The sequence below is a fragment of the Enterobacter sp. TMH.L2 genome (genome assembly GCF_050847315.1).
GTDB lineage: Bacteria > Pseudomonadota > Gammaproteobacteria > Enterobacterales > Enterobacteriaceae > Cedecea.
Genome location: NZ_CP193791.1, coordinates 3253383 through 3277810, shown reverse-complemented (window position 1 = coordinate 3277810; position 24428 = coordinate 3253383). Strand labels below are relative to the sequence as shown.

The window sequence follows — 24428 nt, the reverse complement described above, 5'->3', positions numbered from 1 at the left end:
CATGTGGGTCGGCCGTAAACTTGCCTTAGAAGAGAACGACCAGGTGATTGAAGGCGTACTGTTGCCGCACTCCGCTTTGCAGGAGCAGCAACAGGCTCAAAGCCTGGTAGAACAGGCCATGCGCAAGAGTGAAGCCCTGCTGGAGGAGGCTCGTCAACAGGCTGAGCAGATGCTCGCCGAGGCGCAGGTCGATGCTGAACGGCTGGTCGTTACACGCTGTGAAGAGGCAGAGCGGGAATTCTGGCTGCGGGTTGAGCCCTTTTTTAGCGAATGGCGGGCCGAGCGGGACGCGCAAAGTGCCGAAATCGTCGGCCAGGCGCAGGCGCTCATTGCGGCCGCGTTTGAACAGCTGTTTGGCGGCCTGAGCGACCAGCAAAAGCTCACGGCGCTGCTGACTCAGCTTCAGAGTTCAAGCGCTCGGGCAACGGACGTCACGCTGTATCACCCCTCACAGTATGAAGCGCCGCTGGCAAGCTGGCTGGCCGCGCGCCCTCAGCTAGGCTGGACGCGCTGCATCGACGACGCGCTGACGGCCGAAACGCTGTTGCTGCAAACCGCCCAGGGCGAGTTCAGCATTAGCTGGGCTTCGCTCCAGCAGCATTTGCTGCGCCTCGCCAGCTAACCCACTGCCAAAAACGTCCCGCCGGGAAGTTAATTTTCCCGCGTCGGGAACTGCCGCCTTTCTGCCGCCACTTATCATGCGATTTCAACGCGAGGAGAAACGTATGAGCAATTCCTTTGATATTCAGCGCAATCTCGACAGCCAGCTGTCCCGTCTGCACCACTCGGTTGCCGAGCTGGCGCAGAGCACGCTTGGCCAGCCCGCGCCAAGCATGGGCGACATGGTGGAATTCAAAAACGCCCTGATGAAAGAGGCGGCGGCGACCTTCACCGACAGCCAGCTGGGGTCGCTCAAGCATAGCCTGAGCAAGGAGATTATCGACTCTATCAACTAGTTATGCCGTCAACGGCTTATTCGTATCGATAAGCCGTTGTTTAACGCAGTTTGCACCCCGGATGGCTACCGTTTTATGCCGTCGATTACAGGAGAAGAGTCGTTGAATCAGCACGTACGTTTACTGCGCTCAGCCATGTTTGCTTTGGCCGCTACCGCTGGTTGCTTCAGCGCAACTGTTAGCGCTCAAACGCCTGCCGACTGGCAAAATGGCGCCTATGCCTATTCTGCCCAGGGCACGCCGCTGCGCACTGTCTTGCAGGATTTCGCCAGCAGCCACGGCGTGAATTTGCGTTTAGGGGATGTGCCCGACAGCGTGGTGGATGGACGCCTGCGTTCCGACAGCGGCGTGGCCTTCCTCGATCGCCTGGCGCTGCAGTACCGCTTCCAGTGGTTTGTCTATAACGGCTCGCTGTTCGTCAGCCCGCAGTCGGCAGAAACCTCAAAGCGCATCAGCGTGTCAGCCGATGCCGCGCCGGATCTCAAGCAGGCGCTGCGTGATGTCGGGCTGCTGGAAGACAAATTCGGCTACGGCGAGCTGCCGGACGACGGCGTGGTGATTGTCACCGGGCCGCCGGAGTACGTCGCGCTGGTGGCGGATTTTAGCGCCAAAGACAAAGACAAAAAGCAGAACAAAGAGATGATGGCGTTCCCGCTGAAGTACGCCTCGGTGGCTGACCGCGAGATTAAATACCGCGAGAAAACGCTGCTGGTGCCCGGCGTGGCAACCATCCTTAACGAATTGCTGGGTAAAAAGAGCACCCGCTCTTCGCAGGGCATTGTACCCGGCGGAGAAGGCAGCTCGCGTGAAGCCCTCAACAAGTCATTCCAGGAACAATCGGACAATATTCTCTCCGGGCTGATTCAGGGCCAGGACAGCCGTCTGCGCGGCGCAGGCGGTGATGACGAAGGGGAAATGAACCCGCTGGTGTCTGCCGATGTGCGCAACAACGCCCTGCTGGTGCGGGACGATCCTAAACGCCGCGAGCAGTATCAGGCGCTGATTTCCCAGATCGACGTGCCGCAAAAGCTGGTGGAAATTGACGCCATGATCATTGATGTCGATCGCCACGCGTTTTCGAAGTTCTCCAGCAACCTCAGCGGCACGTTCGGCAACATTACCGCCGGTTCTTCCATGCTGCAGGGGGCAGGCACGTTATTCGTGACCGACTACAGCCGCTTCTTTGCCCAGATCCAGGCGATGGAAGGCGAGGGCAACGCCTCTATCGTGGCTAACCCGTCGATTCTGACGCTGGAAAACCAGCCCGCAGTGATCGACATGAGCGACACCGCTTTCATTACTGCGACCGGCGAGCGCGTGGCGACCATTGAACCGGTGACCGCCGGAACCAGCCTGCAGGTAGTCCCGCGCGCCATCGGCAACGGGCCAACCAGCACGGTGCAGTTAGTTGTGGATGTGGAAGACGGCAAAGTCCAGGTCAACGATGACGGCGTGGCAACCGGCGCGAAGCGTGCCACGGTCAGCACTCAGGCGCTGGTGCAGCAGAACGGTTCACTGGTGATGGGCGGCTTCCATTCCCGTGAAACCGGTGACACCGACCACCGTATTCCGCTGCTGGGCGACATTCCTTACCTGGGGAAATTCTTCTCATATACCAGCCACGAAACGTCGCAGCGCGAGCGGCTGTTCATCATCACGCCGCATCTGGTGGGCGATCAGGTGGACCCGACGCGCTACATCGACGAGCAGGATCGCCAGCAGCTTTCTTCGGCGATGAATGAAGTACAGCTCCGCCAGCGCTACAGCTCGATGAAAGGCGACATCGAAAACGCCATGCGGGATCTGGCGGAAGACAAAGTCCCGACCGGGTTCCAGGCAGGCGGTGAAGGCGTGAGTATTGGCCAGCTGTGCAACGTGGGGCCAGGGCTGTCATCGGACAGCTCCCATAGCCAGTGGTACAGCAATTCATCGGTGCAAATCAGCGTCGGGCTGATCCGCAATATCAGCGGCAAGCCGCAGCGTTTTGACGAATCCAACTGCCGCGATGATGACGTGCTTGCCGTGGCCGCCTGGCCGGGCGGAAACCTTGCCCCAGGCCAGTCGGCAGAAGTGTATATCGCCTACCGCACGCGGGGAGAAGGGCGCCGTAGCCGCCAGTCGCTGCTGAGCTCTGCCTCGTCATTGCCGGTGAATTCATCCAGGTCGCGCAGCTATCTTCTGCCGCCGCGCCCCGTACTGCATTAAGGATCCACGATGAAACCTTCAATTTTGATACTGATGGCGCTGGCGTTTGTGCTTAGCGGCTGTGCCACCCGCAATGACAACGGCTGTGACAACGTGACGTGTCGTCCCCTGTCAGACAGCCACCACCTGACCATCTGGTGGCCGAACGATATGCGTAACGGCGTGCAGGATTACACGCAGATGCCGGTGCGCTGAGTGCCAGAGCGGGCGTGGCTGTTTTCACGCCTGTTTTTAAAAAATCATTTTTTTCCTGATGTTAGGCAGTTTTGTGGAACCGAAGCCGGTTTCTTTTCACTTAACAGGCGTCTTAATACTGCGACCCAGCAGGGCTGGTCGCCTGTATCAACCCCGTTGTCATGGTGAGGTAATCGAATGAGTACGATTGGAAATATGCTGAATCTGGCCACTGCATTACCGCAGCTGGCGCTGAACGCAACCCCAGAAGGTATGGCCGCTAACCTGTTGAAAAACGTTGGCGATCAGATGGTGAACGACATTGCATCCAAACTGACCAACCTGCTTTTCTCCGGCGGCATGAACGGTAACAATAACAACACCTTTATGTCTCCGCAGAGTCAGGGCGGCGCGAGCATGGGCAACACGCTGGCAATGAGCAACATGCAGCAGATGCTGCAGCAAGTGATCCAGCAGATGGGCGTGAATTCCCAGAACACGCCGTTCAACAGCCAGGCGGGGGCGGGCAACATGAACGCTTTCAACAGCGGCATGAGCAACGGCCTGCAGTCACCGTCTACCGGCATTGGCCTGGTCCAGCTGCCGCTGTCCACCACCAGCGCCAACAGCGCGAACAGCTTTAACCAGCTGGGTAACAACATGGGCAGCCAGTTGGGCAGCAAAATGGGCCTGCAGGCGCTGGACGACGTGAAGTCAGACACCAGTGGCCTGTGTGGCGCGCTGGGCGGCGGCGGTAAAGTTGACGGCGGCTCAAAAGAGACTCGTGCTGAAATCGGTAAATATATGGATCAGCACCCGGAAATCTACGGCAAGCCGCAGAGCGCGGGCGCCGGTATACCGGGCCTGGTGCACGTTGGTAAAGGCCCATCCAGCTGGGAAGACGCGCTGAAAAACAGCAAGCCGCTGAGCGGCGATTCGCTGAAAGCCTTCCAGTCCGCGAAAAACGATCTGAAAACCTCCATGGTGGGTGGCTCTATCCCGGGTTCCGCCACGGCACCGGGCAACGGCTCTTCCAGCCTGCTGATGAATGCTGACGCACAGCTGTTTAACGGCAATATCATCAAAGATGCCCTGAAGCACCACCACGGCGCGCTGATGGGCCTGGCCAGCGCCGTGCTGGCCTAAGAGATTGGGTTGTAATCCACAGATGTTCTTTTGACGCGTGGTGCGAGGTAACTTCGCCACGCGTGTTTCGCGAAACTCTTCTTCGCCCTCTATTTGACCGGTTTTTCTGCGCTAATCGCGTGGGATACCGGTCTTTTTTGTCTCGATCATGCCCGTGTATTTCCAGTACAGAATAATTATTCGACTCTCTCCCTAAGAGCTGTCTCTTAATCAAAAATCTCTGCGATTATGTAGGAGCGGCGAATATTCCGTTCACTTCCAGTTCTGTTTTATATGTCACCACTGAACTCGTGAACGGCTCGGGGGAGTCACCGTCACTCCCCCGAGACCCCGGACTCCCGGCCAAATAAATCGACCGCTGAAGCGGCAGACCTCCGTTTTATCTCCCAGTCCTGGGTCGGCTGAGACGCGTTCCCGACGCTCTCAGCCTCCGGCCGTTCCCGACGTCCGGACCCTGGCCAGTCGGAGAGAAAACGGAGGCGATTTAAGCCGGAACCATGCCTCGCTTTACGACTAACATTTGCCTTAGCTACAAAGTCGCTGGTTGTTTTACCCTCACCCTAACCTTCTCCCTATAAGGGAGAGGGCCGGGGTGAGGGGCCGAGTTGTTCACTAATATTTAGGTGATAGCCGGTGGGCTTGCTGCTTAGCGTTTCTGAACATGCGGGGAAAAAAGATCTATAGGTGAATGGAATAACTGCAGAATGACAGATATCTCCTGGAGGATTCGCAAGTAAAATGTGGTTAAGAAAGAACCCAGAGTAAGGGAAAATCGTCCCCGTTACTCCTCAAACTCAATCGTTTCACCCTTCAGGCGGCCCTCGAGCTTGCGCAGCAGGCGGTAAATAGCGGCCACCGCTTTTAGCGTGTCGCGTGGGATATAGGCACCTTCTTCGGTGGTGCGGTAAAGATTGCGGGTAAGCCAGACGTAGCGCACCACCGGGATATTGGCGGCGTGCGCCAGTTTAATCAGCGCTTTGGCGTCTTCGTCCTGCGCTTTAAACAGCAGCACCGGCAGCGGCGTTTCGTCCGGGAGATAGCGCAGCCCCACGGCGTAGTGCGTCGGGTTCACCAGCAGCACGTCGGCTTTTTCCATCTCCTGCGGGGTGACTTTTTTTGCCGGTGCGTTGAGGATTTCGTGGGCGACGTGTTTGCGGTGGCCTTTGGTGTGCGGGTCACCTTCCATCTGCTTGTACTCGTTTTTCACGTCCTCGTGGCTCATGCGATTCTGCTTGAGGAAGAAGTATTTCTGCAGCGCGAAGTCGGCTACCGAAAACACCAGCATCACGCCGACGATGGTGTGGGCGAGGGTTTCCAGAATCGCCACGCCCGCATGCCAGAAGCCGTCCAGCGTGCCGCCTGAAAGGTTGGCCATTTGCGACAGACGGGGTTTGATCAGCAGCCAGAACACCACCGAAAGGGTGATGGCCTTCAGCAGGCTGTTGAGGATCTGGATAAACTGCTTTACCGAAAACATCTCTTTGAATTTATTCAGCGGGTTGAGCGCCTCAAGCTTTGGGGCCAGCGCGGCGATGGCAAACAGCGGACCAAACTGGATCCAGCCTGCGGCAATGCGCAGCAGGATTACGGTGCCCACCGTCATCATAAAAAACACCCCGACGGTCAGCAGCGCGGCACCGCCAACTTCCCCTAACGCCTGATTGAAAGGGCTGCTGAGGCGCATCAGCGGCAGGAGCATCAGTGCCTGCAGCTTTGCCATGCTGGCCTCCATCATGGAAAAGATCAGCTGCAGGACGCCGAACATGATCAGCAGTTTGGGGATGTCCTGGCTCTGGCTCACCTGGCCTTTTTTGCGGGCCTCCTGAAGTTTATGGGGGCTGGCCTTCTCTGTTTTTTCACTCACGGCTTGGCACCCTCCGAAGCGGCGTTACCAGGTGGTTTGACGGGCGGGCAGAATATCCGCCAGGTGCGGGATCATATCGCGCAGGCCGCTGAACTGGTGGCCGGCGAAATACTCCAGAGTGGGCAGGTAAAAGATAAAGAACAGCAGCCCGGCGATGCATTTTAGCGGCACGGTCAGTACCGTGGCCTGCAGCTGCGGACTGTAGATGCTGAGCACGCCAACGGCGAAATCGAGGAACAGCAGGAGCAGCACCAGCGGGCCAGCGTACAGAATGGTGTCGATAAACATCTGCTTTACCTGGCCGAGAAACACCAGGAACCCCTGCTCGCGGAAGTCGGGCAGCCAGCTGTCCACCGGCCACAGCCGGTAGCTGTCCCAGATAACCTGGGTGGCGAGGGACAGGCCAAAGTTGACGATCAGCACCATCATCGACCACTGCAAAAGCATGTAGCCGAGCGGCGTTTCGTCTGCGCCCAGGGCCGGGTTAAGCTGGCCGCCGCTGAGTGCTCCACGCTGGTTATCAAACAGCACGCCCACCGACTCAAACAGCCAGAAGGGTAGCGCCAGCAGGTAGCCAAGAAAAATCCCCAGCACCACTTCTTTCAGCATCATGGCGACAATGCCCCACGGCGTGTGCGGGGCGTGGGTCAACATCGGGACAATAGTCGGCGTGACAAAAAGCGCCAGCGGCACGACAACCGCCGTGCGGATCATGCCTTTCAGGGCAGAGAACGCAAACAGCGGCGTCAGCAGCACGCACGGGTAAATGCGGGCGATTGCCAGCCCCAGCCCCAGCATGCCGTTGAAAATGGGCGTCAGTTCGGCGGCGATCATCGCAGGGTTCCGGACGCGGCCATCATGTTGAAGGCGGACTGCGCCAGCTCCACCATTTGCAGGCCAATCCAGCGGCCGCTCAGCGCCAGCGTGGTACCCACGGCCACCAGTTTGATGGCGAAGGGCAGGGTCTGATCCTGGAGCTGAAACACCGCCTGTAGCAGGGACACCACAATGCCCACCAGCACGGCCACCACCAGCGGTGGCGCGGAGAGCACAACCACCATCAGCACCGCCTGCTTAAACATGTAGATCATGTCCATAACGTCCTCACATATAGCTGTAGAACAGGCCGTCCAGCAGGCGCGTCCAGCCGCTCACCATGACAAAAAGCAGAATTTTGAGCGGCAAAGAGATGGTCATCGGCGACACCATCTGCATCCCCAGCGCCAGCAGCACGTTGGAGACAATCAGGTCCACCACCAGGAAAGGGATAAATATTAAAAAGGCAATTTTGAAGCCGTTTTGCAGCTCGGACAGCACGAATGCCGGGATCAGGATCAGCAGGTTGTCGCGCTGGTGGACGACCTTCTCCGACAGATCTTTCGGCCACATGCGCTGGCTGTTTTCCATCAGGTGTGTTTCAAGGTCCGGGTCGCTGTTGCGCAGCATAAAGTCGGTCAGCGGCTTAATGCCGTACTGTAAGCTGTTCTCTAAGCGCTCTGCGCTGGTGGTATCGAGAGGCTTCTCTTTGAAGCGGGTTTGCATCCCGTCGAATACTGGCGCCATCACGAACAGCGTGGCGGCCAGTGCGATGCCGTAAAGCGCCATGTTGGGCGGCGTTTGCTGCACCCCGATGGCGTTTCGCGTCAGCATCAGCACCATCGAAATCTTGAGAAAGCTGGTGGTGATCATCAGCAGCAGGGGCAGCAGCGAAATGGCTCCCAGCAGGATGGCCAGCGCCAGCGGATTGAATGAGCTGATATTCTCGGCCATCACACGGGTTCCATGGCCGTACCCGTCTGGCGCAGCATGCGGGTGACCTGGAAGCCGAGCGTGCCGTTAACGTCCACCAGTTCACCTTTTGCCAGCAGGCTGTTGCCGTGGCACAGCAGCGCCTCGCCCGGCGTGACGTGCTGAACCAATACCGTTGACCCCGCATCCAATTGCTGGAGTTCGCCGAGCGTCAGCTGTAGGTTGCCGCAGCGGATGGTTAAATCCAGCGACAAGTCGTCGAAACTCCCCCGTGTTGTTTGCCATTCCCCGGCGGGTACCACTTCTTCGCCGTCCTGCTGATCGTCGTACTCCAGGGGGGCGTTCGGGTAAGTCATGGTTAGCTCCTCGCTAAACGTAATGTGTAGTAAGTCTCTGTGAGTGGTTTCGCTCGCCAGTTCCAGGTGAACCTGAAATTGTCGCCTCGCCAGCGGCATAACGCCGTGTCCTTCCGGCGAGAAGAACGTCTCTGAGGGCAAAAGCAAATCTCCGCTAACCAGACGGCGGGCGGCACCGGCGGAAAGCTGGAGCTTGCCAACGGTCAGCGGTAACTGGAGTGGGAGTTCAGGGTTTAGCGGGGCCATCAGCCGCTGCCAGGCCGGATGCTGAGCAAGCCGATGCAGCGTGGCCCAGGAGAGCGACAGCAGCGTGCAGGCCTGGGCTTCGCCGAGAAAAACCTCAAGGCGCAGCGTGACGTCAGGTTTTTGCCGTTCTTCTGCGGGCTGCAGAAACTCAAAGAGTTCGGCCAGTTCAGGGCTGAGCTGTTGACTGAAATAGCGCCAGTACCAGGCATTGTCCTCGGTGGAGACGCCTGGAAGCGCCGGGCAATCGGCCAGCAGCCCCAGCACCGGCAGCGGGTCGCTAAAAAGCAGCGTGCCAGCCGCGCAGTGAAAAGCTTCACCCGGCATATCTGGCTGGATCAGCGCTCGGGAGGGCAGGAGGCGAAGTTCTCCGGCTATTGCTTCCCGGAAGAAAGGGAGCCGCCAGCCGCTTCCGGTCCAGCGCCGCAGGCGGGCTTCATCCGGTGACTGAGCGGCAAGCGCCAGGCGTTTCATACCGCCTCCCGCCGCTTAAAGCGCAGGCGAACTTTTTCCCCCAGACGGCGGCTGAGCGAGCCTTGTCCATCCTGTTCAAAGCCGCGAACTTTGTCCCAGGCCTCGGCGGAAAAGCCGAGGGCAATATCCAGCCCATCGCCATTGGCCGGGGTAACCTGCGCCACCACTTCGCCTAAATCCGGCAGCAGCAGGCTAAAGCGGGCGGGCAGGCTTTCCTGCTGTTCAATGCCCTGTATCAGGTGCGATTCCAGCATCGCCCGCAGGGCGGAAGACGGGGATTCACTGGCCTGCTGCGGCTGTTCCGTGCCGCCGAGCGAGCCATCAAACAGGTTAAGCGCCAGAATGGGCATCACCGGGTCGGGCTCATCGTCAGACAGGAGATCGCTGAACTCTTTTTCATCCCGCGACAGCTTCTGGCGATCGCTGGCCCGGCCGGACGAGGACGTGCTGCGAGCGGGCATCTGCGGCATGAAGGGCGTGTTATTTCCCGGCGTGCGCGGTGCACGAGGCGTGGGTGCCTGCGGGGCGTTCTCGGGCTGGTGATGCGGCTGCGGGGCCGGATGGGCCTGCTGCCAAAGCCTGGGCTGCGGGTGAGCGTTTTTTAGCGCGTGGTGAATCATAAAGCGTTCCCCTGATTTTGGTTGAGCAAATACTCCATTTTTTCGATGTCCCGCTGGCAGCGCTGTACGGCTGACTGCGCGGCGGTCAGCCGCTCCTGCTGCTGTTGCACCTCTTCCTGTAGCTGGTGCGTGTGCTGAATTTGTTGAATCACGCCCGCGCGGCTGGATTTCTCAACGTCCAGCGTCTCCCGCAGGTCGTTAAGCGGCTGCGTGACGCCCGCGTGCTGCGGCACGAAATTATTGCGCAGCTGCAAATAGCCGATTTTCTGCTCTGCCAGCTGCTGCTCGCCCTGCTCGACGGCCTGCCGGCAGCGCCGGAGCTGCTGCTCATGCTGGCGCTGCTCGCTTTCACAGCGGCGTAAGCGTCGCCGCCGGATGGGCAGTAAGAGCGTCAGCACTTGTTCCAGAGCAACCTGCTGCGGGTCCGGTGAAAGCGGCGTTTCCGCCTCGCTATAACGGCGCATAAGCAATCACCTCCTGTAGCTGCTGGCGGGTGTCGACGAAGTCGCTCGGGGCGTGGTTGGCCTGGCGTAAAAACGCGTTGATGGCCGACTGAGATTGCACTGCGGCGTCGGTCATCGGGTCATTTCCCGGCTGGTATTCCCCGAGGCGGATCAGCATTTCGACCTGCTGGTAAGCCGACATCATCTGGCGCAGCGTGCTGGCTTCGGCAATGTGTTCTCGTGGGACGACGTTGCTCATGGTTCGGCTCAGGCTGGCCAGCACGTCCACGGCAGGGTAGTGCCCGCGCTCCGCCAGGCGGCGGGTCAATACGATGTGGCCGTCTATCAGCGAGCGGACTTCATCGGCCACGGGATCGTTCATCGAGTCCTGTTCGATCAGCACCGAATAAAGGGCGGTGATGGAGCCGCGTGAGGTTTTCCCGGCGCGCTCGAGCAGCCCCGGCAGCAGGGTATAGACCGACGGCGGCAGCCCGCCCCGGCCCGGAGGTTCGCCGAGCGCCAGGCCAATTTCACGCTGGGCGCGGGCAAAACGCGTCAGCGAGTCGATAATCAGCAGGACGTTTTTGCCTTTGTTACGGAACGCTTCGGCAATGGCCGTGGCGGTAAACGCCGCGCGGGCGCGTTCCATGCTGCTGCGGTCAGAGGTGGAGCACACCAGGACGGTGCGTGAGCGCAGTTCGGCATCCAGCTCGTGGTCGAGGAATTCGCGGAGTTCGCGGCCACGTTCGCCAATCAGGCCAAACACAATGGCATCGCACGGCGTGTTGCGCGCCATTTCAGCGAGCAGAGTCGTTTTGCCGCAGCCAGCCCCGGCGAAGACGCCCACGCGCTGGCCTACGCCAATCGTCAGCACGCCGTCAATGGAGCGAATGCCCGTCGGCAGCGGAGTATCAATGCGCGGCCTGTCCGTGGGCGGTGGCGCGTCGCCGAGCACGCCCCGGGCGTCCGGTGTTTCGCTGGCCAGCGCAAAAGCCGACAGGCTGTCTTCGTCGATGGCGCGGCCAAAGCCGTCCAGCACGCTGCCAAATAAGCTGTCCGACACGCTAATAGAATGGGGCTGAAACAGCGGCGTGATGCGAGCGCCCTGGGCGATGCCGTCCAGCGGCCCCAGCGCGGAAAGCAAAGTGTGGCGGGGGTTAAAGCCGACCACTTCGGCCATCACTTCGGTGTCGCCGCTGCGGCTGATAAGACACAGGTCGCCGATGCGTGCCTGCGGCAAGCTGCTTTCCAGCAGGATGCCGCTGATGCCGGTGATGCGCCCGTAGGCGCTGACGGCGGAAAGCTGGCTCAGGCTGCTATGGCGCTGGGCAAACCAGGCGTTGAGGTCGGACTGATAGTGTCCCATCACCATTTCACCGCGATGTTTTCTTTGCCGCCAAACTGCACGCTGTCGCCGGTAATGCCGGTCAGGCGCAGGCCGTTACGTTCGTCCCCGACAAACAGGCGCTGCCCGTCCTCGGTCACGATGTTGGCGTGAGGCCCGGCGGTAATTTGCACGATGTGGAAGGGCAGCACGGCCTCGCGCACTTTGGTTTGGTTTGTGAGCGCCACCTTGAGCTGATAATCGCTGCGGATGCTGTCCACCATGCGGCTGACAATCGGCAGCTGGTTTTCCTGCAAATCCCCGGTGAGCGTAATGCCCTGCGGCGTACTGGTCAGCAGCACTTTGTTATAGAGCTCCCGTTCGCGCAGATCCTGTTCCACCAGGCTGCGCAGTTCGTTGCTATTGGTAATCGCCGGTTTAATTTGCGGCTCATCGTCGCTGTTTTGCTGGGCGATGCCGGGCTGCAGCACCCAACTGAAGATGGTGAAGGTCAGCAGCATCAGGCTGGATAAGGTGAAGATTTGCGCCCAGCGGGGCAGGATCCTTGCCAGCAGCGAACGGCGCGCGGTCGGCGCTGGTTTGCTTTGTGTCCCGCCGACGGGTTCGCGTATAGCGGATTCTGGCTGACTCGGGCTGACAGCAGGCAACGGCGGTGGCGGGCGGTTATCCCATTCGTCGTCAGCGGCGGCAAGCGTCAGCCAGACGCCGCCGACGGCGAAGATTTCACCGGGCTGCCAGAGTTGCTGCGCGCTCAGGCGTTCGCCGTGGCGGTGGCAAACGGTGCCTTCCATCGGCGTGAGCATCCAGCCTTCGGCGCTGCGGCTTAGCAGCGCGTGGCTGGCTTTAATACCGCCATCGTTGAGCTGCAAATCGCTGTCGGCGGCGTTGCCCAACTGCCAGCGTTCGCCGCTTAACGGCAGCGCCGCGCCTTCATGTAATCCGTTTAATACTCTCAGCTCATACATGGCAGCACCCTTTATGCAGTGAAGGCGTCAAGCGCGTTTTCGTGAATATCAATGCGCCCCAGCACGTTGACCGGCAGGTTAAATTGCAGCTCGGCGAAGGACAGCACCGGGACGTGATGGAATTCGTCCTGGATAAGCAGGCGCAGCGGGCTACGTAAATCCTGGGCGGACAGCAGCACGCTGGTTTGCCGCTGGAACAGGGGGAACACTTCCCGGAGCTGGTCCAGCAGCAGGGCGTGTTTGTCCTGGCTGAGGGCGAAGAAGGTTTCGTTCTGCGTCTGGCGCAGGCTGTCGCGCAGGATCTCTTCGGTTTCCGGCGTCAGCAGCCAAACCTGTATCCCGCCGTCGTGGCTGTACTGGTGGCAAATGTGTTCTTTGATGTCGATGCGAACCTGGTCGACCAGCAGGCCCACATCGCGCTCGTGCTGGCCGTGCACAATCAGCGATTCGGTGATGCTGCGCACCGAACGCAGCGAAATTCGTTCGGCCACCAGGCGCTGTAGCACGGCGCTCAGACGGGTGATCGGGAAGATGCGCTGGAATTCCTGCGCCAGCTCCGGCAGGTCCATCTCCAGCCACGAGATAATGGCGCGGGTCTCCTGCAGGCCGATAAAGCGCGGGCCGCTGGCAAAGAGCGCTTCTTCCATTCGGGCCAGCAGCAGCTGGTGCGAACTCCAGGACTCCATCTGGAATTTATCCAGCAGCGGATCGTTTTCTTCCAGCCACGCCCAGCCTTTTTCCTGCGGATAGGTTTCCGTGCTGAGTTCGGTGCCGGTCTCTTCCTGGGCCAACAGGCGGTAGTCCAGCGCCCGCTTGCTTGAGCTGAAGGTGCCAATCACTTTCGGCACTTCATACACCAGAAAACGAAATTCATCGTCAGGCTGGTACGGCGAGAAATCGATGTTGAAGACCGGCAGCGTGAAGCCGTACTGGTTCACAATGCGGTTACGCAGGCGGCGAATGTCTTCGATAAGCGCCATGGCCGCCGGGTCACCGGCGCGAGCCGACGAGAAGCTGAGGACAAACAGGCGGCTGGGGTTGAAGGTACGAATGTCTTCTTCGCCGTTGGCTTCCGGGGCGACAATTTCGCCGCCGGTGGTGGTGGCCGCCGCGCGTTTGGCGCGCCACAGCTGAAACAGCCCCGAGCCCAGGGTGATTATCCCGAGCACGATAAACACCGCCGTGGGCATGCCCGGCAGCAGGCTGAAGCAGAACATGCCGATGGCGGACATAATCCACGCCTTAGGCTGGTTGGTTAGCTGGTCGCTGATTTCTCGGCCAATGTTGTTGTTGGGAATGTCTTCGTTGGCCGACACGCGGGTGATCATCATCCCGGCGGTCAGGGAGATAAGCATCGCCGGGATCTGGTCAATCAGGCCGTCGCCGATGGTCAGAATGGAGTAGACATTGGCGGCGTCGCCTGCGGCCATGCCCAGCTGCAGCACACCAATACAGAAGCCGCCCACCATGTTGATGCTGAGGATCACGATCCCGGCAATGGCATCGCCTTTCACGAACTTCATGGCGCCGTCCATTGCCCCGAAAAGCTGGCTCTCTTTCGCCAGATCTTCACGTTTGCTTTTGGCCTGCTGGACGTTAATCAGCCCGGCGCGCAGGTCGCTGTCGATAGACATCTGTTTGCCCGGCATGGCATCGAGGGTAAAGCGGGCGGCCACTTCGGCGATGCGCTCTGAGCCTTTGGTGATCACCAGGAAGTTCACCACCGTCAGGATCAGGAACACCACCAGCCCCACCGCCAGGTTGCCGCCGACCACAAAGTTGCCGAAGGCGGTGACGATATGCCCGGCGTTTTGCTGCAGCAGGATCTGGCGCGTGGTGGAGATAGACAGCCCGAGGCGGAACATGGTGGTCAGCAGCAGTACCGCCGGAAAGGTGGTGAACGCCAGCGGTTTGGGCAGGTACATCGCCGTCATGATAAGCAGGCATGACACGCTGATGTTGACCGCAATCAGGACGTCAATCAGCCCCAGCGGCAGCGGGATGATCAGCATGAACACCACCGCCAGCGCGATGAAAGCCCCGACGACTTCGGAGCGTTGCATGGCGGTTATTGCCAGCCGGTTTAGAAGGTTAAACAAAGCGTTCATGGGCTATTCAATCCTGGTAAAGTCCGTTTACTGCGCCAGCTGGCTGCGTTTTTCCCACGCGGCGTATTCGCCGTTGAGGGTGCGGAGCAAAAGCAGGGCGTTGCTACGGGTTTCATCGTTCCCGCCCCAAATTTTCTCCGGCAGCGCCTGGAGCAGCGTCAGCAGCCCGTTGAAAAAGAGAGACTGCTGCAGGGGTTTTTCGCCCACCACCTGCAGCCCAAGCTGGGTCAGGTCGCGGGAATAGAAGCCGTTGCGGCACATGCTGAGCAAGGAGCGCGTCATGACATCGGCCCCCATCGTGACGTGGGAATATTTGCTCTTCAGGCGGTCGAGGAACTGGGCGACTTCCGACAGCGTGTGCGTAATGGCGCGGGTGTCGTTCAGCCCGGAAAGCAGGCGGCGTAGGGCCGTCGGCGGGGCGGAAGGGGCCAGGGCGGCGATGTCATCGGAAAGCGCGCGCTGCAGCGTACGTAATGCGGGCACGAAGCCATCGACGCCAAACTTGTCCAGCAGCACGTCCATGATGTTGTCGGCAGACTGCTGGTTGATCACGCCGCTGTAATAGAGCTTGCGCATTTCGCGCTTCTGCGCCGGATCGCTGCTGAAGGCGGCAATTGCAGGAGCGGTATTCACCCCGGCGTTAATTTTTTCCGGGTGCTGCTGCTGCAGGTCGGCAAGCATTTGCTCGACGCGTGCCGCCAGCGCCGGGTTGCTGCCGTTGCGCAGGCGCATCGCCATCAGCCTGAGGGTGACAAATGCAGAAGCCGGGTCGTGATTGGCCTGTTCGAGCAAATCATCCAGCGTCGGGTTTTTTCCGCCGCCACCTGACAGCATTCGTTCAAAAGCCGATTCCTGCTCGGCCTGCTCTTTCCCCGACGGGCTTTCTAGCAGTTTCCCCAGCTCTACAAGGTGAGTGACCTTGATTGCCGCCACGGAGATACGGCGCAGCTGGGTGGCCTGCGTGCGCTGTTCCTCATGTTTGATTTTCTGTTCGATGCTTTCCGCAAAAGTTGACGCCATCGACTCCTGAGCGGCCCCGGGCCGCTGCGGCGCGGGCGCTGCACGAGTGGCGGACGAGGAACTGCTCGCCGCGCTCTTATCGTTATTAGTGTCGCTGATTAGCTCATCGACCAGGGCGTCCGCCTGTTCGGTTTCAAGACGCAGATTGTGGTGATGGTGGTGCTGGGGGATTCTCATGTTCATTGCGGTGTGCCTTACCCGATTCGCCTGTCAGTGTGTGGGCTAAGGCCTGGGGCGGTTCCCCGACAAATAAAAAATTTCCGCCGCTGGGGATGTGTAAAAAGTTGCACAAACCCGTTTTCGGGCTGTGTGTGTTTTTGCTCATATTTATCTGATTAATAAAAATTAATTGTTACTAATCAATGTGTTGGTTTGATGTTTTTCGCTGGCACGGCGCTTGCTATAGGACGAACTCCTGAATCTATTCCATAAAAAGGTGTTCACTATGTCAGCAATGTTTGATTTCGAATCACAGGTTTTCCCGGATGCGCAGGCTGCTTTTGTGCAGGGCGAGTTTCCGGTGGTTAACTGGGAGCGCGTGATGCGCGACAACGAACAGCGGCTGTACAATTTTATTCGTAAACGCGTGGCAAATTTTGCCGATATAGAAGACCTGGTGCAGAACACCTGGTATGAAGTGATTCGTAACAAGCACAAGTTTTGCGGCACGTCGCGCCCGGAAACCTGGATGTTCGGGATTGCGGTAAACCTGGTGAAAAATCACTATAAATCCGTCAAAGTGAGCTACCTGCACGATGAGTTAAACGATGATGTGCTCGGTACGCTGCTGCATTCGGAGCAGCCGGAAGGGGTCACTGAGGGTAAGGACATCCTGTCGAAAGTGTTGCAGCGCATTGCGCAACTCCCTGAAGATTATCAGCAATTATTACAGCTGATCGTTGATCACGATATCAGTTACCAGGAAGCGGCTGACCGGATGACTATTCCTATCGGCACCGTGCGTTCCCGTCTTTCCCGTCTCCGACAGTCTTTGAAACAGGATCTGGGGTGGGACAGCCTGAACTGAGCGAGCGGTGCTTCGTTACTCCCTGAACGAGAAGAATCACACTCTATGAAACAAGACGGCGGGCCGCACCCACGGCCCAATGATACTCAGGCATTGCTGAGCGCCGCTTTCAATAGCATGCGCGAGCTGGTTTTCATTGTTGACAGGGATTTCAATATTGTTTTTGCCAACCACAAGGCGCTCAGTCTTTGCCTGCCGGAAGGTGCCGGCCAGGCAAGGGCCGGGCATCTGGTGGGTGAAAATATTTTTACCCGGCTGCGGGGCTATGGCGACCTGCCGCTGCTGGCGGTGGTTGAGCAGCAGCTGGATCGGCCAGAACATTCGCCTTACGGCGATAAAATTAACGCCCGGTTTCAGGCGGCAACGCAGGCTATTCCGGTCGAGGTTTGCCCGAGCCGCTTCGAGTTTCAGCGGCAGAACTGGGTGATGATGGTGGTGTGCGATACCCGCTATCGCAATGATATTCATCGTTTTTACTACGATCGTGAAAACGAACTTCGCGACATTCTGGACAATATGCCGGATGCGATTCTGCGCGTGGACAGTGAACAGCGGCTGCTCTATGCCAACGAAACGGCGCTGCAGTGCATGCCCAAGAGCGCGGCGGCCATCGGGCTGAAGATCAACTCGCTTATCGGCGATTCGACGCTGATGGAGCAGATCGGCTGGTCGCTGCAGCTGGTGCTGAGTAAGCATATTCAGCTGGAGGCCGTGCTGCACGGCATGCGATCCGACCTGCGGGTGTCGAGAATCTACCAGGCGCGTTTTATTCCTGAATTTACCCAGCAGCAGACGCTGAAGTCCGTGCTGGTGATCGCCCGTCCTGCCTCCCGGCAATATTTTGCCGAACAGCAGGTGCGGCAGACTCACGAACAGCTGCGGCAGATGACCCAAAAGCTGCAAAGCAGCGTCGAAAACGAGCGCAAGCATATGGCGCGGGAAATCCATGATGAGCTGGGCCAGCATCTGACCTCGCTGCGGGTGGGGATTTCGCTGTTGGGCCAGAATCATCCTGCGCTGCAGCATGAAGTTGAACCTTTGACGCAGCTGGTGGATGGCACCATCAAAGTGGTGCGCGATATCGCCACCCAACTGCGCCCGGCGGTGCTGAACATGGGGCTGAAACCCGCGCTTATCTGGCTGCGGGACCAGTTCAACAAGCACCGTTCCGGCGTGTGTACGCTGACGATTCAGCCGCTGCCGGTGTCGCTGTGTGACGATGAGGTCACCGCGATTTTTCGCGTGGTGCAGGAGTCGCTCACCAATGTGCAGCGGCATGCCAAAGCGCGGGAAGTGGAGGTGAAGGTACTTACAAAGGGCAAAGTCGTGCTGATTTGTATCAATGATGACGGGCAGGGGTTTGATCCGGGCCAGGTCTCCGACGGGGCCTTTGGGTTATTGAGTATGCGCGAACGCTGCATGATGAAAGGCTGGACGTTTAACATCCACAGCACGCCGGGCAAAGGGAGCTGCGTGCATATCGAGATCCCTTATGCCCTGCCGGCCCCGGCTAAAGTTTATGATAGCGAATAGCAAACTTGATGATGTCGGCGTTGTTGTCGAACTGCATTTTTTCCATCATCCGGGTCTTATGGGTGCTGACCGTTTTGTTGCTGATGCTTAGGGTTTCTGCGATGCCATTGATGTTTTCGCCGCTGCTCAGCAGGCGAAGGATCTGCTTCTCACGCTGGGATAGCGTGGCGTAGCGGCGAAGCTGGTCGTTTTCCTGGGTTGAAAAGACGATGGCTTCCGCCAGGGAGGGATCAATGTAGCGCTGGCGGGAGGCGACGCGATGAATGGCGTGCAGCAGCGTTTGCGGGGCCTGGTCTTTAGTAATGAAGCCGTGGGCGCCGCTGGCGAGGACCATTTGGGCGATTTGCGGCTCGTTGTGCATGCTCAGCACCAGCACCGGCAGCATCGGCCACAGGCGGGTGATTTGCTGCACCAGCTCCGGCCCGGAGTCGCCGGGCATGGAGAGATCCAGCAGCAGGACATCGACGTCAATTTCCGTCAGCAGCGACAGCACCGTTTTGCCACAGCCCGCTTCCGCCACCACTTTAATTTTCTTATCCAGTGAAAAAATCTGTTTCAGGCCCTCGCGCATCAAAATGTGATCGTCCGCGAGGAGGAGTCTGATTGCCATACCGTCTGTCATCCATAATTTATAGTTATTAAATCGTTCTTTTTTATAAGAATAATCATCGCGCACGAATTGCAAAGACGCGTGTTAAATGAACATAGCAGCCTCGCTGCGGCGAATCTAGCTTTGCCGGGGGCGATAAGGTTGCAGCTTGTTACAAGTTCCCCCTGGAACCCACTTCGCCTGCCGCTCACTCACGCCCCATGTTCCTGACCGAGACAGGTGAAATCATGGTGATTGCCGAGCAGCTCTACCACAAACTCCAGCCGCTGTTTAAACAGCTGAATGCGCCTGGCATGGTGTACAACGCCCAGGGCTACTACTCGTTAACCCTCGACGGCGGCCAGCAGGTTTTCCTGGAGCTGACGGAAAACCTGACGCTGGCGATGATGGGCCTGCTGGCGCTGCCGGATAATCCCGGCGAGGCGCTGCTTCTCGAGCTGTTACAGGCCAACCTGAACATTGACCAGCAGCCAGCCATCACCGTTGCCGCCGATAAAGAGCGTGCGCAGCTGGTGGTCTGGGCGGCGTTACCCCTGGACGAACTGCATCTCGACACGCTGCTGCCTTTGTTGGAGCGGTTGAGCTGGACGCTGTCGGTGATTGGCCGCTGGTGCCAGCCTGCCGCGCCGCGTGAGCGCCAGGCTGCACCGGAGACAGAAAAAGATCGGCTTCAGCGCCGCCAGATTGAAGCGCTGATGCTGCGACGTTAACGTCCAACCAAGGGGAAAAGATGAGTACGATTTCTGCCAGCCATGTGGCGCCACATATCGCCATTGAATATCACCGCCCGGAAGACTATCTCGCTGCCGAAAGCGCTTTGCATAAGCTGCTCAGTCGGCCCAATGGTCGAAGCCTGGTGGGCGAACTGCGTAACCTCAGTACCCAGGGCCGGTACGTTAAGGTGAAAGTCACGGCGATGGCGAATACGGTTGCCCGCCCGGTGCTGACCGACTCTCAGGTCCGCCGGTTTCACCTCTCCGGCAGCGAGTACGATAAGGCGCACAATAAAAAAGCGACGCAATTAGCGCAAAAACAGCCGCTCGGCAAAAAAGGCGAGGGGACCAGCGTCAGCGTCGACTGGAACCCGCGGCAGTCCGTGGCTATCGATGCCCACGGCCGCCCAAGCCTGCTGGACGATCCCTCGCTGGCTTTTGTGTCGCTTGCCCATGAGCTGGTTCACGGCTATCGCATGATGAAAGGGACATACACCGGAGGGACTTCCGACCGCTACGATACGGGCTCGCCGGCCGGGCAGGAGGAATCCCGCGCGGTGGGCATCGGCAAGTATGCGGGGGAAGCGCTGTCCGAAAACGGTATTCGCCATGAGCACGGCCTGCCGCTGCGCGGGCAGTACGCCGCAGGGTAAATTCTTCCGCAGCAGGAACCACCGCGCCGCTCTCCCCACATAACCTGTTGACGCAACAACTAAAGTGGGGAGATATCATGCCGTTAAACAACGTTGATACCAGCCTGAGGGTCGATCCAGGCCTGATAAGAGGTAACTCAAACCGACGGGTTTCCATGCGCCTCGCGCTGGAGCCTAATAATACTCAGCATTTCGATTGCACCGTGAACGTGTCGTCGCGCCGGGCTGACGCGCTCTATTACGCCAATAAGGCAATAGATGATACCTGGCGCATTCTGGACATGGGGTCGGGTAACCAAAAAAACCATGTTCGCGCCACGATGGCCGAATCCTATAAGCGAACGCTTCTGTCGCAGAAGGAAACGGGCAACGGGGACTACACCGTGCGCGCCTGGGAGGCCTCTAAGTTTCGAGCGGGAAACTGCGGCGAAATGGCGGCGGTGAATGCGCTACTGCTGGCGAACTCCCGCGTCAAACAGCCGGTTTCCGTAGTGCATAACCGCGATGTCGACCACGCTTTTGTGATCATCGGCGATCCGCGGGAGAACGGGCGGTCTGTGGTGTCCGACCCCTGGCCGGAATTTGGCCGAGCCATGCGGATAGAAGACGCGAAATTCGGCGACAGTTACCACGTACTGCATACGTATCCTGTTGGCCACCGGGACGATGATGTCCGCGAGAAGCTGCTGCGTGGCGAGAAAGCGACGCAGGCGGAAGTGGATAAAGCGTTCCGTAAGGCCGCGCCAAAACTCGCGAAGCTAAGCCCTGAAAAGCTGCGGGACTCGGTGGTGGCGGGGCCAGGATACGTGCAGCGGCACGCCTCCAACAACCTGGGTATTCAGTACGATGGCACCGACAGCCGGGGCGTTGTGCAACATTTTGACCAGTCGCTGTCCGTCGGGCAGATGCGTTCCCGAATGATCGGGCCTCAGGCTGCGGTAGATGCGCAGCAGCGTGGGACACCTGCGCCAACGTTCACCAGTAACGATCGGCCTCGTCAGCGCACGGAATCGTTCGCCGCGGAATCTTCTTCCCGTGGCCGCCGCCCGAGAACGGCATCCAATGCGGTTCCCCCCGCAGCCCCTCGTCGCCGGGCAAACTCCGTCGATATTCGTCCGGCCCCGATGCCCATTTATGCCCCACCGCCTCCCGCGCCTGGAGGGATGTACAGCACGGTTCCGCTGCCGGGTCATGCCCCCGCGTTCAACTACGGCCCGCCGCCAACGGCTGCACCGGTTTATAGCTACGGCCCACCGCCAGCTGCAGCGCCGGTTTACAGCTATGGCCCGCCGCCGGTGCACGCCCATGCGCCCATGCACGCGATGGCAAGCCGACCGGTTTACCGTGAGCCGCCGGTTATTCCGCCGGATGTCTACGGCACTGCACCAGCCCCGGCCCGAACCCGGCCTCGATCTAACTCAGTCACTGCCGCTTTCCGGCGAATCATAGGTAACTAACGATGCCCGCACCTTCAAAATTAGCGCAAGTTTTGCAGCCGCTGTTGACCGATGAGCTGGGGCAAAGAGTCGAGCTTGAGAACGCAGAAGGCTATTCCGTTGAGCTTGGCGAGGGCGTGACGCTGGAGATCAGCGAATCGCCGGTTGGGCACCTGCTGCTGAGCTGCATGCTGCCCGTTCAGCCCACCCGGCTGAGCGATACCGACACGCTGACGGTGCTGCTGCAGGCTAATCTGCTGGGGATGGATTATCCCCCGGTGCTCACCGGGCTGCTGCCCGACCAGCAGCAGGTGGTGCAGTGGAGCAGTCTGCCGTTCCATCAGTTGGAGCCGGAAGTGCTCAAGCGGCTGTTTAACCGCTTTGCGCAGCAGGCCGAAAAGCTGGCCGCGTGGTTGGTTTAACCGCGATCCTCACGTTTTAGCCGCCTCCGTGCGGTTAAAACGTTTTTCTGAATGAACCTCCAGGAAGAGGCAAAAAACGGCAGGGTTAGGGGAGTAAAAGTAAAACAATAGTGGCTGTTTATACAGTATCTCGTCATAATTCGGGCCACAGACGCCGTTCTGTGACTTAAATTATCCAGAGAAAGAAGTGATGTTATGGCTTTGTCGTCGGCGCAAAAAGCGCAAATAGGTGCCTGGTATAAGGCGCTACAGCAGCAGATCCCGGATTTTATTCCGCGAGCGCCTCAGCGGCAGATGATCGCCGAGGTGGCGAAGACCCTTGCCGATGAAGAAGGGCGGCATCTGGCTATTGAAGCGCCGACCGGCGTCGGCAAAACCCTCTCTTACCTGATCCCCGGCATTGCTATCGCCAGAGGGGATCAAAAAACGCTGGTGGTCAGCACCGCCAACGTGGCGCTGCAGGATCAAATTTACAGCAAAGATCTGCCGCTGCTGCGCAAAATCATTCCTGACCTGAAGTTTACCGCCGCCTTTGGCCGCGGGCGTTACGTGTGCCCGCGCAATCTGGCCGCGCTGGCGACCGATAACTTTACGCAGGGCGATCTGCTGGCGTTTCTGGACGATGAAATGTCGCCGACCAGCAAAGCCGAACAGCAGCGCTGCGCCAAACTTAAAGCCAGCCTCGACGGCTATAAATGGGACGGGCTGCGGGATCACACCGATGAGGCGATTGACGACGATCTCTGGCGACGGCTAAGCACCGATAAAGCCAGCTGCCTGGGGCGAAACTGCCACTGGTATAAAGAGTGCCCGTTCTTTGTGGCCCGCCGGGAAATCGACGAGGCGGAAGTGGTCGTGGCCAACCACGCGCTGGTGATGGCGGCGCTGGAAAGCGACGCGGTGCTGCCTGAGGCGAAAAATCTGCTGCTGGTGCTGGACGAAGGCCATCATCTGGCGGACGTTGCCCGCGACGCGCTGGAGATGAGCGCGGAGATAACGCCGGGCTACAGCCGCCTGCAGCTCGACCTGTTCAGCAAGCTGGTGGAAACCTGCATGGCGCAGTTCCGGCCCAAAAGCCCGCCGCCGCTGACCGTGCCTGAACGTCTGACCAATCACTGCGACGAGGTGTATGAGCTGCTGCAGTCGTTTAACGCGATCGTTAGCCTTTGGCTGCCGGGGGAACGGGAAGGCGAACACCGCTTTGAAATGGGCGTCCTGCCCGAAGAGATCATGGTGATTTGCCAGCGCCTCGCGAAGCTGATGGAGGCGCTGCGCGGCCTGTCGGAAGCGTTGCTCAACGATTTGAGCGAAAAAACCGCCAGCCACGATATCGTGCGCCTGCACCGGGCGCTGCTGCAAATGAACCGGGCGCTAGGCTTTTTTGAAGCGCAGAGCAAGCTGTGGAAGCTGGCGGCGATGGAGCAGGCCTCCGGCGCGCCGGTGTCGAAGTGGGTGACGCGTGAAATCCGCGAGGGGCAGCCGCATCTGTTCTTCCACTGCGTGGGGATCCGCGTCAGCGATCAGCTGGAAAAAATGCTGTGGCGCAAAGTGCCGCATGTGATTGTGACCTCCGCCACGCTGCGCTCGCTCAACCGCTTTGATCGCCTGCAGGAGATGAGCGGCCTGCGTGAGAAAGCGGGCGACCGGTTTATCCATCTGGACTCGCCGTTTAATCATATTGAGCAAGGGAAAATCGTTATCCCCAAAATGCGCTTTGAGCCGCTGATGGAGCACGAGGCGCAGCATATTGCCGAGATGGCGGCCTTCTTCCGGGCGCAGCTGGCGCAGGGCGAGCATAAAGCGATGCTGGTGCTGTTCGCCAGCGGCCGCGCCATGCAGCAGTTTTTAACCCACGTCACCGATCTGCGGCTGATGCTGCTGGTGCAGGGCGATCAGCCCCGTTACCGTCTGGTAGAGCTGCATCGCCAGCGCGTTCAGGCCGGGGAAACCAGCGTGTTGATTGGCCTGCAATCTTTTGCCGAAGGGCTGGATCTGAAAGGCGAGCTGCTGACTCAGGTGCACATCCATAAGATTGCCTTCCCGCCGGTAGACAGCCCGGTGGTGGTCACCGAAGGGGAGTGGCTGAAAAGCCTCAACCGCTATCCTTTTGAAGTGCAGAGTTTGCCCAGCGCCTCTTTTAATCTGATTCAACAAGTTGGGCGTTTAATTCGTAGCCACGCCTGCTATGGTGAGATAGTCATTTACGACCGCCGCCTGCTGAGTAAACGCTACGGCGAGCGTCTGCTGGCCGCGCTGCCGGTGTTCCCGATTGAACAGCCCGACGCGCCGGAAGCAAAAGTGATAATAACGACGCCGAAACACACTGTACGGCGCAAACGTGTGAGCAAGAAATAGCAAGGAGAGTC

Annotated in this window: 24 protein-coding genes; 12 read left to right on the top strand and 12 right to left on the bottom strand. The window is 59.2% G+C overall.

The genetic code is table 11. The annotated features are described in order from the left end of the window. Position 1: 1 nt before the first annotated feature. The 5 genes from ACREYP_RS15790 to ACREYP_RS15770 all read left to right on the top strand — a co-directional run bounded on the left by ACREYP_RS15790 (position 2) and on the right by ACREYP_RS15770 (position 4481). Positions 2 to 622, top strand: coding sequence for a FliH/SctL family protein (locus ACREYP_RS15790; RefSeq protein ID WP_498880970.1), 621 nt, complete (start codon positions 2 to 4; stop codon positions 620 to 622). 103 nt (positions 623 to 725) lie between these two features. After that, entirely contained in the window at positions 726 to 956 is a 231-nt protein-coding gene (locus tag ACREYP_RS15785; RefSeq protein WP_008460979.1) for a hypothetical protein, read from the top strand. A gap of 135 nt (positions 957 to 1091) precedes the next feature. Then, complete coding sequence (sctC, locus tag ACREYP_RS15780; RefSeq protein WP_166995562.1) at positions 1092 to 3161, top strand: type III secretion system outer membrane ring subunit SctC; 2070 nt, start codon at positions 1092 to 1094, stop codon at positions 3159 to 3161. A gap of 9 nt (positions 3162 to 3170) precedes the next feature. Further along, positions 3171 to 3356 (top strand): HrpT family type III secretion system protein, encoded by a 186-nt coding sequence (hrpT, locus tag ACREYP_RS15775; RefSeq protein ID WP_008460981.1) that lies wholly within the window; start codon positions 3171 to 3173, stop codon positions 3354 to 3356. A 177-nt stretch (positions 3357 to 3533) separates the two neighbouring features. After that, positions 3534 to 4481: a type III secretion protein gene (locus ACREYP_RS15770; protein WP_336817887.1), complete on the top strand. Its 948-nt coding sequence runs from the start codon at positions 3534 to 3536 to the stop codon at positions 4479 to 4481. A 781-nt stretch (positions 4482 to 5262) separates the two neighbouring features. On the opposite strand, the gene sctU is transcribed toward ACREYP_RS15770, so the two are convergent. From sctU to sctW, 11 genes are read right to left on the bottom strand one after another with little or no spacing between them, the layout of a single operon-like run. Next, complete coding sequence (gene sctU / locus ACREYP_RS15765) at positions 5263 to 6345, bottom strand: type III secretion system export apparatus subunit SctU (RefSeq protein ID WP_008460983.1); 1083 nt, start codon at positions 6343 to 6345, stop codon at positions 5263 to 5265. A 24-nt stretch (positions 6346 to 6369) separates the two neighbouring features. Continuing rightward, on the bottom strand, positions 6370 to 7179 hold the full coding sequence (gene sctT / locus ACREYP_RS15760; RefSeq protein WP_273968951.1) for a type III secretion system export apparatus subunit SctT: 810 nt from the start codon (positions 7177 to 7179) through the stop codon (positions 6370 to 6372). Then, on the bottom strand, positions 7176 to 7442 hold the full coding sequence (sctS, locus tag ACREYP_RS15755; RefSeq protein WP_039291380.1) for a type III secretion system export apparatus subunit SctS: 267 nt from the start codon (positions 7440 to 7442) through the stop codon (positions 7176 to 7178). The genes sctT and sctS overlap by 4 nt, the downstream gene beginning before the upstream one ends. Positions 7443 to 7449: 7 nt before the next feature. Continuing rightward, a complete protein-coding gene (sctR, locus tag ACREYP_RS15750) occupies positions 7450 to 8115 on the bottom strand; it encodes a type III secretion system export apparatus subunit SctR (RefSeq protein WP_008460987.1) in 666 nt (221 codons plus the stop codon). Next, positions 8115 to 9167 (bottom strand): FliM/FliN family flagellar motor switch protein, encoded by a 1053-nt coding sequence (locus ACREYP_RS15745; protein WP_166995411.1) that lies wholly within the window; start codon positions 9165 to 9167, stop codon positions 8115 to 8117. The genes sctR and ACREYP_RS15745 overlap by 1 nt, the downstream gene beginning before the upstream one ends. Beyond that, on the bottom strand, positions 9164 to 9787 hold the full coding sequence (locus ACREYP_RS15740) for a type III secretion system HrpP C-terminal domain-containing protein (protein WP_336817885.1): 624 nt from the start codon (positions 9785 to 9787) through the stop codon (positions 9164 to 9166). Before ACREYP_RS15740 ends, ACREYP_RS15745 begins: the two co-directional genes overlap by 4 nt. Next, on the bottom strand, positions 9784 to 10251 hold the full coding sequence (locus tag ACREYP_RS15735; protein WP_008460992.1) for a hypothetical protein: 468 nt from the start codon (positions 10249 to 10251) through the stop codon (positions 9784 to 9786). Before ACREYP_RS15735 ends, ACREYP_RS15740 begins: the two co-directional genes overlap by 4 nt. Beyond that, positions 10238 to 11602 (bottom strand): type III secretion system ATPase SctN, encoded by a 1365-nt coding sequence (sctN, locus tag ACREYP_RS15730; RefSeq protein ID WP_442892436.1) that lies wholly within the window; start codon positions 11600 to 11602, stop codon positions 10238 to 10240. Before sctN ends, ACREYP_RS15735 begins: the two co-directional genes overlap by 14 nt. Next, positions 11596 to 12540 (bottom strand): FHA domain-containing protein, encoded by a 945-nt coding sequence (locus ACREYP_RS15725; RefSeq protein WP_336817883.1) that lies wholly within the window; start codon positions 12538 to 12540, stop codon positions 11596 to 11598. The genes sctN and ACREYP_RS15725 overlap by 7 nt, the downstream gene beginning before the upstream one ends. 11 nt (positions 12541 to 12551) lie before the next feature. Then, the gene (sctV, locus tag ACREYP_RS15720; protein ID WP_213716011.1) at positions 12552 to 14648 is read right to left on the bottom strand and encodes a type III secretion system export apparatus subunit SctV; all 2097 of its coding nucleotides are present in this window, start codon (positions 14646 to 14648) and stop codon (positions 12552 to 12554) included. A 27-nt stretch (positions 14649 to 14675) separates the two neighbouring features. Beyond that, a complete protein-coding gene (gene sctW, locus ACREYP_RS15715) occupies positions 14676 to 15851 on the bottom strand; it encodes a type III secretion system gatekeeper subunit SctW (protein ID WP_336817882.1) in 1176 nt (391 codons plus the stop codon). Positions 15852 to 16113: 262 nt separating this feature from the next. On the opposite strand from sctW, the gene ACREYP_RS15710 reads away from it, so the two are divergent. Both ACREYP_RS15710 and ACREYP_RS15705 read left to right on the top strand, forming a co-directional pair. Next, positions 16114 to 16695 carry an RNA polymerase sigma factor gene (locus tag ACREYP_RS15710; RefSeq protein ID WP_336817881.1) on the top strand — a complete coding sequence of 194 codons (582 nt, stop codon included), beginning with the start codon at positions 16114 to 16116 and terminating at the stop codon, positions 16693 to 16695. 45 nt (positions 16696 to 16740) lie between these two features. Continuing rightward, positions 16741 to 18228, top strand: a complete 1488-nt coding sequence (locus ACREYP_RS15705; RefSeq protein ID WP_008461002.1) for a histidine kinase — start codon at positions 16741 to 16743, stop codon at positions 18226 to 18228. Here ACREYP_RS15705 and ACREYP_RS15700 read toward each other — a convergent pair. Continuing rightward, positions 18206 to 18838, bottom strand: coding sequence for a response regulator (locus ACREYP_RS15700; RefSeq protein WP_008461003.1), 633 nt, complete (start codon positions 18836 to 18838; stop codon positions 18206 to 18208). The two genes, ACREYP_RS15705 and ACREYP_RS15700, sit on opposite strands and share 23 nt — an antisense overlap. Before the next feature lie 227 nt (positions 18839 to 19065). Between ACREYP_RS15700 and ACREYP_RS15695 the strand changes: the two genes are divergently transcribed. The 5 genes from ACREYP_RS15695 (at position 19066) to dinG (ending at position 24417) form a co-directional block, all read left to right on the top strand. Beyond that, a complete protein-coding gene (locus tag ACREYP_RS15695) occupies positions 19066 to 19548 on the top strand; it encodes a CesT family type III secretion system chaperone (RefSeq protein WP_008461004.1) in 483 nt (160 codons plus the stop codon). A gap of 20 nt (positions 19549 to 19568) precedes the next feature. After that, complete coding sequence (xopG, locus tag ACREYP_RS15690; RefSeq protein ID WP_008461005.1) at positions 19569 to 20204, top strand: XopG/HopH/AvrPtoH family type III secretion system effector; 636 nt, start codon at positions 19569 to 19571, stop codon at positions 20202 to 20204. Between the two features lie 77 nt (positions 20205 to 20281). Then, positions 20282 to 21661 carry a hypothetical protein gene (locus ACREYP_RS15685; RefSeq protein ID WP_336817880.1) on the top strand — a complete coding sequence of 460 codons (1380 nt, stop codon included), beginning with the start codon at positions 20282 to 20284 and terminating at the stop codon, positions 21659 to 21661. Positions 21662 to 21663: 2 nt separating this feature from the next. Then, on the top strand, positions 21664 to 22062 hold the full coding sequence (locus ACREYP_RS15680) for a CesT family type III secretion system chaperone (RefSeq protein WP_008461007.1): 399 nt from the start codon (positions 21664 to 21666) through the stop codon (positions 22060 to 22062). Between the two features lie 195 nt (positions 22063 to 22257). Then, positions 22258 to 24417, top strand: coding sequence for an ATP-dependent DNA helicase DinG (dinG, locus tag ACREYP_RS15675; RefSeq protein ID WP_336817879.1), 2160 nt, complete (start codon positions 22258 to 22260; stop codon positions 24415 to 24417). Positions 24418 to 24428 lie beyond the last annotated feature (11 nt).

Bases quoted from the DNA above. Each gene is read 5' to 3' on its own strand.
- ACREYP_RS15790 (WP_498880970.1), top strand. From the start codon at position 2: ATGTGGGTCGGCCGTAAACTTGCCTTAGAAGAGAACGACCAGGTGATT.
- ACREYP_RS15785 (WP_008460979.1), top strand. From the start codon at position 726: ATGAGCAATTCCTTTGATATTCAGCGCAATCTCGACAGCCAGCTGTCC.
- sctC (WP_166995562.1), top strand. From the start codon at position 1,092: ATGTTTGCTTTGGCCGCTACCGCTGGTTGCTTCAGCGCAACTGTTAGC.
- hrpT (WP_008460981.1), top strand. From the start codon at position 3,171: ATGAAACCTTCAATTTTGATACTGATGGCGCTGGCGTTTGTGCTTAGC.
- ACREYP_RS15770 (WP_336817887.1), top strand. From the start codon at position 3,534: ATGAGTACGATTGGAAATATGCTGAATCTGGCCACTGCATTACCGCAG.
- sctT (WP_273968951.1), bottom strand. From the start codon at position 7,179: ATGATCGCCGCCGAACTGACGCCCATTTTCAACGGCATGCTGGGGCTG.
- sctS (WP_039291380.1), bottom strand. From the start codon at position 7,442: ATGGACATGATCTACATGTTTAAGCAGGCGGTGCTGATGGTGGTTGTG.
- sctR (WP_008460987.1), bottom strand. From the start codon at position 8,115: ATGGCCGAGAATATCAGCTCATTCAATCCGCTGGCGCTGGCCATCCTG.
- ACREYP_RS15745 (WP_166995411.1), bottom strand. From the start codon at position 9,167: ATGAAACGCCTGGCGCTTGCCGCTCAGTCACCGGATGAAGCCCGCCTG.
- ACREYP_RS15740 (WP_336817885.1), bottom strand. From the start codon at position 9,787: ATGATTCACCACGCGCTAAAAAACGCTCACCCGCAGCCCAGGCTTTGG.
- ACREYP_RS15735 (WP_008460992.1), bottom strand. From the start codon at position 10,251: ATGCGCCGTTATAGCGAGGCGGAAACGCCGCTTTCACCGGACCCGCAG.
- sctN (WP_442892436.1), bottom strand. From the start codon at position 11,602: ATGGTGATGGGACACTATCAGTCCGACCTCAACGCCTGGTTTGCCCAG.
- ACREYP_RS15725 (WP_336817883.1), bottom strand. From the start codon at position 12,540: ATGTATGAGCTGAGAGTATTAAACGGATTACATGAAGGCGCGGCGCTG.
- sctV (WP_213716011.1), bottom strand. From the start codon at position 14,648: ATGAACGCTTTGTTTAACCTTCTAAACCGGCTGGCAATAACCGCCATG.
- sctW (WP_336817882.1), bottom strand. From the start codon at position 15,851: ATGAACATGAGAATCCCCCAGCACCACCATCACCACAATCTGCGTCTT.
- ACREYP_RS15710 (WP_336817881.1), top strand. From the start codon at position 16,114: ATGTCAGCAATGTTTGATTTCGAATCACAGGTTTTCCCGGATGCGCAG.
- ACREYP_RS15705 (WP_008461002.1), top strand. From the start codon at position 16,741: ATGAAACAAGACGGCGGGCCGCACCCACGGCCCAATGATACTCAGGCA.
- ACREYP_RS15700 (WP_008461003.1), bottom strand. From the start codon at position 18,838: ATGGCAATCAGACTCCTCCTCGCGGACGATCACATTTTGATGCGCGAG.
- ACREYP_RS15695 (WP_008461004.1), top strand. From the start codon at position 19,066: ATGGTGATTGCCGAGCAGCTCTACCACAAACTCCAGCCGCTGTTTAAA.
- xopG (WP_008461005.1), top strand. From the start codon at position 19,569: ATGAGTACGATTTCTGCCAGCCATGTGGCGCCACATATCGCCATTGAA.
- ACREYP_RS15685 (WP_336817880.1), top strand. From the start codon at position 20,282: ATGCCGTTAAACAACGTTGATACCAGCCTGAGGGTCGATCCAGGCCTG.
- ACREYP_RS15680 (WP_008461007.1), top strand. From the start codon at position 21,664: ATGCCCGCACCTTCAAAATTAGCGCAAGTTTTGCAGCCGCTGTTGACC.
- dinG (WP_336817879.1), top strand. From the start codon at position 22,258: ATGGCTTTGTCGTCGGCGCAAAAAGCGCAAATAGGTGCCTGGTATAAG.